We start from the raw sequence: 12590 nt of genomic DNA on the forward strand, positions 1-12590 counted from the left end.
ACCCAAAATTAAATTCTATTAAATTGTTGCTGTTCAAACTGCGCCATCTTATAAACCACTTCACCGGGGCATTTGAGAACGGGCAAGCTAACGTCCGGGTAGGCCTCGTTGTTTGGCAAAGGAATCATGTCCTGTCCAAACATGGGCAAATCATCTCGAGGTTCGTTGATGTCTACAAAAACTTCATGCTCACAACGAATAATCATATCTTTCGCACAGCGGAAAAAGTAAGCGATACCCTGTTCAATCCAAAGGCTGATTCGCGGATCACAAATAACCTGTGAGGTATATTCTTTACCATAGGTCGGTGAGGTCTTGCGCAGGTCAATACAATCTATCTCAATCACTGACCCTTCGTTATTCAGAAAGGTGTAGATTTTTCTGGTTCGTGCATGCCAGTAGCGGCGTGCAATGCTGGATGCGTTCTCTTCCAGTATCAGTACATCTGCCACGCATGAATCGGTATTGGGTACAAGTGTGAACGATTGCTGCCCCGTCAGTGCATATCGATTTCTTTTGGCAGTAACGCCAGGGCTGGTTACATTAGAAACCAGTTCAGCTAAATAGCCTTCGTCATCTGACCATTGTTTGGGTTCGAGCATCACATAGGTCTCAGTGCCCGCAATGCTTACAGCAAATCTTGCAAGGTAAGCCTTAGGGTTTTCCAGCAAAGATTGAGACATTTTTGAAAGGAACGTATGAGCTTCGTTTGGAAGACGTAACTTGTTGGGTCTGACGACAGGGAAGTCTTCCAGGCGAGTGTCTCTTGATACTGACACCAAGTCATTATCAATACTCCAAGCGGAGTTGTTTGTGTCTGAATACCAGACGGGCTCATCCCTTGTCACTACACGTTCCAGATTATCGAACGTATGTGCTACACCACGTGGAATGACAAGATGCCGTTTGAGGCTAGTGTTGAAACGGAGTCGAACTATTTGATGCAATGTTGGGCTATCTTCCCTGCAATCAACAAAATAACCTTCAATTCTGCGCCTGTCACCACCCATGAATGTCAATCGATCGTCTTGTCCGACATGTATGCCATAGGTCGAGTAATTAAAGTTGGCTTCATGCGTAACGAAGTCGGAAATCATGGGGCCTGCACTTGAAATCAGTTTGTGATTAAACAAGCTGGCCCCGCAGGGAATACTCAGCGATTGATTGGCCTCGAACTTTAGCCCGCTGATTGAAAATTCAGATGTGTAGTCAGTGTCTTCAATGTTTTTGAACATAGATCCCTCTTTCAATGCTTGCTTTTAGAGAAAGCAAATTGCCTAGGTCAGCCATCAATGGGTGACCTGATTGTCCTTGGCATATGAAACAAAAACATCAGCGTTGCTCTGGCACTCACGGCGCCGTTGAATTGCATTGCTGTTAAAACAAAGGTAGGGCAATCAAAAAACTGATGTCAATAAAAAAACAGGAAAAATTTGACAATTTTTTATTTGCGCTCTTTTTGTGCATGGATGCAAAAATAGTGCGGACATACGGTCCCCTATGCGTTCAGGCGAATATGGCTGAACTGGATGACTATTTCTTTATCCGTTGCGCTGTGAGATCGAAGCCGTAAAGTTATATGCTTGTCAGTGCTCTCTAATGGTGCGCTGTTAGTTTCGTGGGTTGAAGACTTAAAATGGTGTCGCTCGCGCATTTAATTAACCAAACATAACAACACGTCTTAACGTTGGAGGGACCGAAGCGTCAAAGCGAATCTGCAATCAACGGTTTGTTTCCTGATGGTTCTGCGCTGGATCAGTGGCCGACCTCAAATCCCAGCCACAAAAAAACCGGCCATCAAGACCGGTTTTTTCTGTTCCTGCATCCCCCGTCAAAAAACAACGTGAGACAAAAATTCGATTGGAGCGGGTGAAGGGAATCGAACCCTCGTTATCAGCTTGGGAAGCTGGAGTAATGCCATTATACGACACCCGCTCTGAGCGGCTGACTTTGTACCAGACTCGGCCACGGATTTGAAGTTTTTCTTTTACTCATGAACGCTTTAAATCACTGAAAACGGTCAGTCGCGGGCGAGCACTGCGGTGAGAAAAGCCAAATCTCAACCCCACAGCCTCGCTCGCGACGACGCTCTTTCAAATTGCCAGTGCATGTTGATCCTGAACAAACGAGTAACGCGTTCGGCTGGTCTGCTGCGCCGGTTTCAGAAAGCCGAGCAAGGCGTTCTGGCTATCGCGGCACGCCGCCTTGTGTTCCATGTCGAGAAAGTGCCCGGTGGCTTGCAGCGTGGTGAACGTGCTCTGCGCCACGTGGTTGCCGAACAGGCGTGCGTCTTCGGCAGCGGTGTATTCGTCCCATTCGCCGTTTAGAAACAGCACTGGCACGTTGATCTTTTTCGCTGCATTCAGATAGCACTGCCGATCGCTGTGCAGCACGTCGCTGATGTGGAAGTGCATCTGCCCGTATTCGTGCTCGGCCAAGCTGCTGACGTGGCGATAGTTGAAGCGTTTGAACAGTGACGGCAGGTGTTTGCCGATGGTGCTGTTGACCAGATGGCCGACGCGGTCGCCGTCGCGCTGACCGAGGTAGTCGACGCCGCGTTCGAGGTAGTCGAGCATGTGCGCGTTGATCACCGGCGAGAACGAACTGATCACCGCCCGTTCGATGCGCCGTGGCTGGTGGGCGAGGGCGACCAGGGTCGCAGCGCCGCCCCAGGAGAACGACAGCACGTGTTCGGCGGCGAAGTGGTCGATCAGCTCGAGCAGAATCTGCCCTTCGACGTCCTTCGTCAGATGTTTCTCGTGGCGGTTGTGGGCTTTTGACCGGCCCGCGTAGGGCTGGTCGTAGCAGACCACGTTGAATTGCGGGTGCAGGTTTTTCACAGTCTGTGCAAACGACGCAGTCGTGGCCATCGAGCCGTTGACCAGGATGATGGTCTTTTCTGCGGCGTCTGCGCGATAGAACTCCGTGTAAACCCGATACTGACCCTGTATATCCAGCACAGCGATTTCTGGCCTCATGTCATAAGACTCCTGGCAAGCAAGCGGGTATGCGCGCAAATAGAGATTGCACGAGCTTTGTGACAGGTAGGCATACGCCTGGAATTTGCTTGGCCCATGTCGATCCATGACTGCGGTCGACGGGTATTGTTATTGGCGGGCAGTCTGCCGGCTGAGGCGGAGCCTTGAAGGCTCTCTACCGGCAAAAAGTTTCTTGGATGTATGTTGTGACTCATCGGTCACAATCTGGCCGACGTCCTGATTCAAGCAGGGGAGTCGGGATCGCGCAAGTGCCGTTGGTAAATTGTTCGACAACTTCTGCTGAGCGGTCGCCGGCTTAGAACAAATGGATCTCTTCGGTGCGCAAAGCGCGGTACTCGCCCGGTTTTAGCGCGTTATCGAGGTGTAGAAGGCCCATCGATTCGCGGTGCAGGCGCAGGACTTTGTTGTTGAAGAAACCAAACATGCGCTTCACCTGATGGTAGCGACCCTCGACGATGCTCAGCCGCGCCGACCTTGGGCCGAGCAGCTCCAGCTGCGCCGGTTGCGTGGTCAGGTTCTCGAAGGCGAAGTAGATCCCCTCGGCAAAGGTGCTCGCATATTGCGCGCCAATCTCCTGCTCGGTCTCGACGTAATAGACCTTCGGCAGTTTGGTCTGCGGCTGGGTCAGGCGGCGCGACCATGCGCCGTCGTTGGTGATCAACATCAGCCCAGTGGTGTTGAAGTCCAGGCGTCCGGCGATGTGCAGGTCGTCTTTGTCCGGTTCATCGATCAGGTCGAGCACCGTCGGGTGTTGCGGATCGCGGGTGGCGCTGACACAGCCCGGCGGCTTGTGCAGCATGAAGTAGCGTGCCGGTTTGCCGACTTGTAGCACTTCGTCATCGACTTCGACGCGGCTGAATTCCAGCACTTCGCTGTGCGGATCGCTGACGACTTTTCCGTCAATCCGCACGCGCTTTTCCACCAGCAACAGACGAACCTGCTGACGGTTGTAGCGGGGCAGGTTGCTGAGGAAACGGTCGACGCGCATGTTCAGGTTTCAGTGAGTGGCGGGGCGCGCATGTTACGGGATCGGCCGCTTGGCCGCTTGCAGTTGCGCCTCGACTTGCGCGCAACGCGGGCACAGGCAGGATTGGTTGCGCAGTTCTGGCGGCAGCGCTTCAAGCACGGCCGGGTCGATGCTCACGCCATAGCACCAGCATTCGCGGTCGGCGGTGCGCGGGTCGGCGAGGCTGCAGTCGTTGCGGGCGCCGCAGGCCGGGCAATGGTCGGGTTTAACGTCGGAATCAGGCATAAGTCGAGTGAGGCATTTCCACGCAGGTGCGGTTGCGGCCGGTGTGTTTGGCCCGGTACATCGCATGATCGGCCCGCGACAGCAGGCTGTGCAAGGTGTCATCGCGTTGCAGGGTGGTGGCGCCAATGCTCACCGTCAGATGGAGGCGGTGGCCGTCGTAGACATATTCGTGCTGTTCGACGTGTTGGCGGATCTTCTCGGCAATTTTCTGACCGGTGTCGCCGTCGGTGTCCTTCAGCAACACGATAAATTCCTCACCGCCCCAGCGGCAGACAATGTCCGAGTGGCGCAGGCAACTTTGCAAGTCACGGGCAAAACCGATCAACACCTGATCGCCGGCCATGTGCCCGTAGGTGTCGTTCAATACTTTGAAGTGATCTAGGTCGAGCAGCAACGCCGTCAGCGGTTTGGGCTCGCGTTGCGCTTCGTGCAATGCCTGTGCGGCGAGAATGTCGAAGCCACGGCGATTGGGCAGTTCGGTGAGACTGTCGAGAATGGCCTGCGCCTGGATTTTGCTTTGATAGCGTTTGATCACGCGGTTGAGCAGCGCCAGAACGATCAGAGTCACCAGCAGGCAGATCAGCAGATTCAGATACAGCGACTGACGGATTTCACTCAGCGCGCCGTCTTCGCGTTTATCGACGAACAGGTACCAGTTCAGCTCCGGAATAAACCGCACGTTGAGGAAATGCCCCTGGCCGTGGGCGGAATATTCGTAGCTGCCGCTGTGGGGTTTGGGTAACTGGCTGACCAGACTTTTCATGCTTTCGAGTTCGCCGAGACTTTGGCCGATGTGCGCGCCTTCCGGGCCACCGTCGGCGCCGGTCAATACCAGTCGGCCGAAGGTGTCGACGAAGTACACGCTGCGTTGATAGCGCTGTTGATACTTGTCGATCAGCTTGATCACCGCATCCACGGTCAGACCGACCCCGGCCGCGCCGATGAAACGATTGTGATAGTCGTAAACCTTGTAGTTGATGAAGAAGGTCAGGTTGTCCTTGTTGGCCAGATCCGGGTCGACGTTGATCTCGTACGGATCCTGCATGTCACGCACGCGGAAGTACCAGGCGTCGCGCGGTTCGTTGACCTTGACCTGCTTGAGCACGCCTTTGGCGTGGTAATAGGTGTGGCTGGCGTTGGAGACGAAGAATGCGGTGTAGGCGCCGTAATGGGTCATGACCTCGTCGAGGTAGCGGGTCATTTGCTCGGGATTCTGCTCGCCGTTGACCACCCAGTCGCGCATGAAGGTGTCGCGGGACATCATCGAGGAAATCAGGATTGGCCGGACGAGATCTTTCTGGATTTCCGAGTAGACCGTGTCGGACGTCAGCGGCAGCTCGGTGTTGACGATGTTGTCGCGGATCGACGCGCGGGAGGCGTAGTAACTCAGCAACGACGTGGCGAGGAAACCGGCGCCGAGCAGGGCGATCAGCGTCAGGACCAGCGAGCGTTGCGAGTACAGGGGAGAACGAAGCGGCATGGCAGATCCGTTGGCAGTGGCCCGATGGCATGCATTCTAGTGGGATGGCCGGGAAAAGACTGCGGGATTTATGCCTGAAATGGCGGGGGATATGACGTTGAGGGTGTGTCAGCAGGATTGCTCCCTCACCCCATCCCTCTCCCGGAGGGAGAGGGAGCTAGATTGTGGTGATTTCAAAAATTGTGTTCGGCTCGGCATCACCGAATGGCAACTATCTTAAAGACACCCCGGACAGTCCCCTCCTCCGGACGGAGAGGGGCTAGATTGTGGTGATTTCAGAAATTGTCTTCGGCTCGGCATCACCGAATGGCAACTATCTTAAAGACACCCCGGACAGTCCCCTCTTCCGGACGGAGAGGGGCTAGATTGTGGTGATTTCAGAAATTGTGTTCGGCTCGGTATCACCGAATGACAACCACCTTTCCGACACCTCGGTCAGTCCCCTCTCCCTCCGGGAGAGGGCTAGGGTGAGGGTTGGTTTCTGGATCAGTTCCGAGTCTCAAGATACGCCCGCCATCCCCCCAAATGGCTGATGTCCAGCGCACCTTCCAGACCATACGGCTCGCAGATGAACCCGCTCTCCCAACGCCCATCCGCCAGTTGCACCTTACCCAACCCGAGCGGCGCCGGAATCCCGGTGAGGAACGAGCCCAACTCGCTGCTCGGCAATTCCCATACCTCCACCGCAATCGCCACACCGCCGTCCTTGACCCGCACCATCCCCGGCCGCAATGGCGGGCCGCCAGCCAGCGCGTGCAGTTGATAATCCGGTGAACTCAACGTCGTCTCCAGCAATCTCCCACCCCGCTGCGTCAGTTGCCAGTTCAACGCCAACCCTTGCAAATGCGCGCCACACACCACGATGCGTGCGCGATCATGGCGTGCAACGTTTGCGGGCGTGGGCAGTGCCGAGTCCTGCTGACGCTGCAGCGCATCAGCCACGCTCAGCAGATATTGATCGGTGAACGCCCGGCCAAACAACGTCACGCCCCACGGCAACCCATTGGCCATGAACGCGCTCGGCACGGCGACGGCGGCGTAGTCGAGCAGGTTCATGAAGTTGGTGTAGTAACCCAGTTCGGAGTTACGCAGCACCGGTTCTGCATGCAATTCGGCCAGCGTCACCGGGCGGCCGATGGTTGGTGTGAGCACGCAGTCGAGGCCTTCGAGGGCCTGATCGCACAGCGCTTTCAGGGCTTGCAGCCGATACTGCGCGCGGAAGGTCTGCACTCCGGTCACCGCCGGCGCCTTGGCCAGCACGGCGCGAATCACCGGCAGAACGGCTTCGGGATTCTGTTCCATCAACTCGCCCGCCACGCTATAGCGCTCGGCGACCCACGGCCCCTCGTAAAGCAAACGCGCGGCTTCAAGGAATGGCGACAGGTCCAGCTCGACCGCTTCGCCACCCAAGGCCTTGAGCCGGTCGATGGCATCGCCGAACAACAGCGGCCCTTCGACGCAGCCGAAAAACTCGAGATCCTGCGCGCGCGGCACGCCGAATCGAAACGCTCGTGGCGCACCAAACGCCGAGCCGTCATTCCACGACGGATTGCGGCGGCTGTACTCATCACGCGGATCGAGTTTGGCGGTCAACGCGAGCAACTGACTGGCCTCCCGCGCCGTCGCGGTAAACGTGGTCACGCAATCCAGCGTGCGGCATGCGGGCAGCACTCCAGCGGTGGAAATCAGGCCTTTGCTCGCCTTCAATCCGACCAGATTGTTCAGCGCCGCCGGCACCCGACCGGAGCCTGCGGTGTCGGTGCCCAAGGCAAAACTCGCCACACCCAACGCCACTGCCAGCGACGAACCGGCGCTGGAACCGCCGGACGGATACTCCGTCAACACGCTGTTCGGGCATGCGCCATAAGGCGAGCGGCTGCCGTTAAGCCCCGTAGCAAATTGATCAAGATTGGTCTTGCCCAGCGGAATCGCCCCCAAGGCAATCAACTGCTCGACGATGGTCGCCGAGCGTTCCGGCACATAAGCAAAGTCCGGGCACGCGGCGGTGGTCGATATGCCGGCCAGATCGATGTTGTCCTTGATCGCAAACGGCACGCCGTACAGCGGCAGGCTGTCGAGCTCGCGACCGTCGAGGGCGGCAAGGTAAGGCTCCAGTTCTGCGACGCTGAGCAGATGAATGAACAGGTGATAATCCGGGTTCAGCGCGGCGGCTTTCTCGCGCAGTTTCGGCAGCAGTTGACGTGGTGTGGTGTCGCCATTGCGATAGGCCTGGCGCAGAACATCGAGTTGCAGATTCATGAGTAGATCCTTATCCAATTGGCTTCAGTCGAGTTCCAGCACCACGACCCGTTGTCCGGCGCGCACCGCTGAACCGGGTTGCACGCGAATCTCGCGCACCACCCCGGCCAGCGGCGCGAGTACCGGGATTTCCATCTTCATCGACTCGAGAATCACCAACACGTCACCCGCCGCGACACGGCTGCCGGCTTCGACCTGCACCTGCCAGAGATTGCCGGCAATGTGGCTGTCGACGCTGTGTTCTCCGTCGGCTAGCAGCGCGTCTTCGCTGGACTCCGCCACGGCTTCTTCGCTGTCGAAATGTGCTTGACCGCTGGCGATCCAGCGTTCGCGCTCGGCGTTGAACGCGCCCTGTTGCTGGGCACGAAAGGCACTGATGCCTTCGGCTTCGCGACCGAGAAACGCCTGATAATCGGCAAGGTTGAGCTGGCTCTGTTCGATGTTGAGATCGAAGCGCCCCAGCGGAAAATCGCGGCGAATGCGCAGCAGCTCGTCGGCGCTGACCGGGTAGAAACGGATCTGATCGAAGAAGCGCAGCAGCCATGGTTTGCCGTCGAACGCGGCGACTTCGCGGTAGCGATTCCACATCTGCAAGGTGCGTCCGACAAACTGATAACCGCCGGGGCCTTCCATGCCGTACACGCACATATAGGCGCCGCCGATGCCTACCGAGTTTTCGGCGGTCCAGGTGCGTGCCGGGTTGTATTTGGTCGTCACCAAGCGATGGCGCGGGTCGAGCGGCGTGGCCACCGGCGCACCGAGGTAAACGTCGCCAAGGCCCATCACCAGATAGCTTGCATCGAATACCGTGCGCTGCACTTCGTCGAGGTTCGGCAGGTCGTTGATGCGGCGGATGAACTCCAGATTGCTCGGGCACCACGGCGCATCCTTGCGCACGGTGGTCATGTATTTCTCGATGGCCAACTGGCAGGCCGGGTCGTCCCACGACAGCGGCAAATGCACAATACGTGACGGCACTTGCAGATCGTTGGCCGCGCACACCGCGTCCCATTCGCCGGCGACGATGCCGAGCAGATCGGCGAGTGGCAGCTGCTCCGGCTGGTAGTGGATTTGCAATGAGCGAATGCCGGGGGTGAGGTCGATCACGCCGTGCAGGGATTTGCTTTCCAGTGCCTGCATGAGGGCATGGGCGCGGAAGCGCAGAACAAGATTGAGTTCAGGCTCGCCGATTTCCAGCAGTAAATGAGTGTCGCCAGAAACCCGCGCAACAAGCCGCACATCCCCCTGACCCAACGCCAAAACTACAGGCGACGTCAAACCCTGTGGGAGCGAGCCTGCTCGCGAATGCGCTGGGTCATTCAATACTGATGTGTCTGAAATATCGCCTTCGCGAGCAGGCTCGCTCCCACAGGGGAGATTCCATTTCAGGGCTAGGTTGCGGGCGGTTTCGAGATTGACCGGAATGAACTGGATTTTATCGCCGGCCTTGAGCTGCCCCAGTTGCCACAAATCCGCCTCGATCACCGTCACCGGGCAAACAAAACCGCCAAGGCTCGGGCCATCCGGGCCGAGGATCACCGGCATGTCGCCGGTGAAATCCACCGCGCCGATCGCATACGGATTGTCATGAATATTCGACGGATGCAACCCAGCCTCGCCACCGTCGGCCCGCACCCACTCAGGCTTCGGCCCGATCAGCCGGACACCGGTGCGACTGGAGTTGAAATGCACTTCCCACTGGGTTTCAAAAAAAGTGCCGATGTAATTTTCGGTGAAATATTCCGGCGCAGCGTGCGGGCCGTAAATCACCCGAATCTGCCGCACCGCCGGCAACGCGGTGATGTGCTGTTCGGCCAGCTGCTGACCAGCACGGCGGTCAGTCAGCGCAGGGATATGCAATACATCCCCGGCACGCAACGCCCGTCCGCCATGTCCACCAAACTGGCCAAGGGTGAAAGTGCTTTTGCTGCCCAGATAATCCGGCACCTGCAAACCACCGCGCAGACACAGATAACTGCGTGCCCCGGCGCCGCTGATGCTGCCCAGATGCAACGTCGCGCCCGCCGGGATCAGCAGGGCAGTGTTCATCGGCACATTTTCACCCTCAAGCGTCAGGCCAATCGGCGCACCCGTCACCGCGATCACCGCTTCACAGTTGAAGCGCAGCAACGGCCCGCTCATGGTGATTTCCAGCGCCGCCGCACTTTCAGCATTGCCGAGCAAGCGATTGCCCAGACGCAATGCACGGCTGTCCATCGGCCCCGATGGCGGCACACCGACAGCCCAATAACCGAGGCGACCGGGATAATCCTGCACGCTGGTTTGCGTGCCGGCGCTGAGCACTTCGAAAGTGTTGGCGCGATAGACCAGACCCTCCAGGCAACGGGTCCACGGCTCACCGCTGGCGAATGGAGCATCGAGGAGAATCTGCCGCAGGTAATCGCGGTTGGTTTCCACGCCGTACAACAGACTGTCGCCCAGCGCTTGATGCAACTCGGCACGCGCCTGTTCGCGGGTTGGCGCCCAGGTAATGACTTTGGCAATCATCGGATCGAAATACGGCGGGATCTCGCAGCCAGCCTCAACCCAGGTATCGATGCGCAGTTGAATACCGTTGGCTGGCGGAAACTCCACTGCCGTCAGCAGGCCCGGGCTCGGCTGGAAATCGCGCCCCGGATCTTCTGCATACAACCGCGCCTGAATCGCATGGCCTTCGGGTTGCAAACCACGTATGAGTTCGCTCAGCGGCGGCAGATCACCGGCCGCCAACTCGACCATCCAGCGCACCAGATCGACGCCCCAGACCTGTTCAGTGACGCCGTGTTCCACCTGCAACCGCGTGTTCACTTCAAGAAAATAGAAACGCTGCGCCTCGCTGTCAAAGACGAACTCCACGGTGCCGGCGCTGCGGTAGTTCACCGCTTTCGCCAGTTTGATCGCCGCTGCGCACAGCTCATCGGCCATGCCGTCCGGCAGGTTCGGCGCCGGGGTTTCTTCGAGTACTTTCTGATTGCGCCGCTGCACCGAGCAGTCGCGCACGCCGAGGGCGATGACTTCACCGCGACCGTCGCCGAACAACTGAACTTCCAGATGACGGGCGCGCTGGATGTACTTCTCGATGAATACGCCGGCATCGCTGAAATTGTTCTGGCCGAGGCGTTTGACTGCCTCAAAGGATTCGCTCAATTCGCTGGCGCTGCGGCACACGCGCATGCCGATGCCGCCACCGCCGGCGGTGCTTTTCAGCATCACCGGGTAGCCGACCTGTTCACCGGCAATCAGCGCGGCGTCGAGGCTGTCGAGCAGTTCGGTGCCTTCGAGCATGGGCACACCGTGTTGTTTGGCCAGCACGCGGGCGGTGTGCTTGAGGCCGAACACGCGAAGTTGCTCGGGCGTCGGGCCGATGAAGGCGATTTTCTGCGCTTCACAGGCTTCGGCGAACGCAGCGTTTTCCGAGAGAAATCCGTAGCCGGGATGGATCGCCGTGGCGCCGCTTTGTTTGGCAATGGCGAGGATCTTTTCGACGGCCAGATAAGTGCCGGCAGCAGCGCCTTCACCGAGGCTGTGGGCTTCATCGGCGTGCAGGATGTGCAGGCTGGCGGCGTCGGCTTCGGAATACACCGCCACACCTTTGACCTGCAGTGAAGCGAGGGTGCGCAGGATGCGGCAGGCGATGGCGCCACGGTTGGCGATGAGGACTTTTTCGAACATGGCATAACCCCTGAAGGGGAAGCGGGCCGTCCCGCCGTTTTTCGACAGACATCCGGGCCGTCCCGGATGAAAAAACCACCAATTCCAAACCACCTCGGATCCTGTGGGAGCGAGCTTGCTCGCGAATGCGATGTGTCAGTCAGCATTGATGTTTCTGATGCAACGCCTTCGCGAGCAAGCTCGCTCCCACATTTTGATCAGGGGTGTTTGGGGGATTTCAGGCACTGCCCGGAACGCGCCTGGCACAGTGCAAAAAGCCAACGGCGCAGTCGATTTAAATTCAGTTCCATACCAGCAGCTCCGCAGGTGTCGGGTTGTAGGCGTTGCACGGGTTGTTCAGTTGCGGACAGTTGGAAATCAGCACGATGACATCCATCTCCGCACGCAAATCAACGTACTTGCCCGGCGCCGAAATCCCGTCTTCGAACGTCAGCCCGCCATCCGCCGTGACCGGTACATTCATGAAGAAATTGATGTTCGGCCCGATGTCGCCTTTGCCCAGTCGCCCGTCATGGATGCAGGCGCGCAGGTAGTTGTCGCGGCAGCTGTGCATGTAGCGTTTTTCCAGGGCGTAGCGCACGGTGTTGCTCTCTTGTGCGCAGGCGCCGCCGAGGGTGTCGTGGCGTCCGCAAGTGTCGGCGACGATGGTCAGCATCGCGTGGCCGAGGTTGGAATACAGCACGCTGCCGGTGCTCAGGTAGACGCTGTTCTGTCGACGCAAGGTGCGTTGCACGTCGTAGCGTTCCTTGGGATTGGCGAGGCTGTAGAACAAGGTATCGACGGCCTGATTGCCTTCCAGGTCGAGAATGCGCAGGGTCTGGCCAGCCTTGACCTCCATCAGCCAGGGTTCACCGGCCGGGATCGTGGCGCGGTACACCGCTGTGTCGGGTTGGTTTTGCGAAGTGGCGATAGCAACTGACATGGCAGC

General features: G+C 58.1%; 8 protein-coding genes and 1 tRNA gene. All 9 read right to left on the bottom strand.

The genetic code is table 11. From position 1 onward, the window contains the following. Nucleotides 1–8 precede the first annotated feature (8 nt). The 9 genes from F8N44_RS19620 to F8N44_RS19660 all read right to left on the bottom strand — a co-directional run bounded on the left by F8N44_RS19620 (nucleotide 9) and on the right by F8N44_RS19660 (nucleotide 12584). Nucleotides 9–1235, bottom strand: a complete 1227-nt coding sequence (locus tag F8N44_RS19620) for a dTDP-4-dehydrorhamnose 3,5-epimerase family protein (protein WP_150651456.1) — start codon at nucleotides 1233–1235, stop codon at nucleotides 9–11. A gap of 626 nt (nucleotides 1236–1861) precedes the next feature. Further along, a tRNA-Gly gene (locus F8N44_RS19625) sits at nucleotides 1862–1935 on the bottom strand. Between the two features lie 158 nt (nucleotides 1936–2093). Further along, nucleotides 2094–2978 carry an alpha/beta fold hydrolase gene (locus F8N44_RS19630; protein WP_007911470.1) on the bottom strand — a complete coding sequence of 295 codons (885 nt, stop codon included), beginning with the start codon at nucleotides 2976–2978 and terminating at the stop codon, nucleotides 2094–2096. Nucleotides 2979–3294: 316 nt separating this feature from the next. Further along, on the bottom strand, nucleotides 3295–3987 hold the full coding sequence (locus F8N44_RS19635) for a pseudouridine synthase (protein ID WP_150651457.1): 693 nt from the start codon (nucleotides 3985–3987) through the stop codon (nucleotides 3295–3297). A 33-nt stretch (nucleotides 3988–4020) separates the two neighbouring features. After that, the gene (locus F8N44_RS19640; RefSeq protein WP_064119704.1) at nucleotides 4021–4251 is read right to left on the bottom strand and encodes a cysteine-rich CWC family protein; all 231 of its coding nucleotides are present in this window, start codon (nucleotides 4249–4251) and stop codon (nucleotides 4021–4023) included. Then, on the bottom strand, nucleotides 4244–5731 hold the full coding sequence (locus F8N44_RS19645; protein ID WP_150651458.1) for a sensor domain-containing diguanylate cyclase: 1488 nt from the start codon (nucleotides 5729–5731) through the stop codon (nucleotides 4244–4246). The genes F8N44_RS19640 and F8N44_RS19645 overlap by 8 nt, the downstream gene beginning before the upstream one ends. A gap of 486 nt (nucleotides 5732–6217) precedes the next feature. Continuing rightward, nucleotides 6218–7990, bottom strand: coding sequence for an allophanate hydrolase (atzF, locus tag F8N44_RS19650; RefSeq protein WP_150651459.1), 1773 nt, complete (start codon nucleotides 7988–7990; stop codon nucleotides 6218–6220). A gap of 24 nt (nucleotides 7991–8014) precedes the next feature. Then, the gene (uca, locus tag F8N44_RS19655; protein WP_150651460.1) at nucleotides 8015–11662 is read right to left on the bottom strand and encodes an urea carboxylase; all 3648 of its coding nucleotides are present in this window, start codon (nucleotides 11660–11662) and stop codon (nucleotides 8015–8017) included. Between the two features lie 280 nt (nucleotides 11663–11942). Further along, nucleotides 11943–12584: an urea amidolyase associated protein UAAP2 gene (locus F8N44_RS19660; RefSeq protein ID WP_150651461.1), complete on the bottom strand. Its 642-nt coding sequence runs from the start codon at nucleotides 12582–12584 to the stop codon at nucleotides 11943–11945. Nucleotides 12585–12590 lie beyond the last annotated feature (6 nt).

The organism is Pseudomonas fluorescens (genome assembly GCF_902497745.1).
GTDB lineage: Bacteria > Pseudomonadota > Gammaproteobacteria > Pseudomonadales > Pseudomonadaceae > Aquipseudomonas > Aquipseudomonas fluorescens_BM.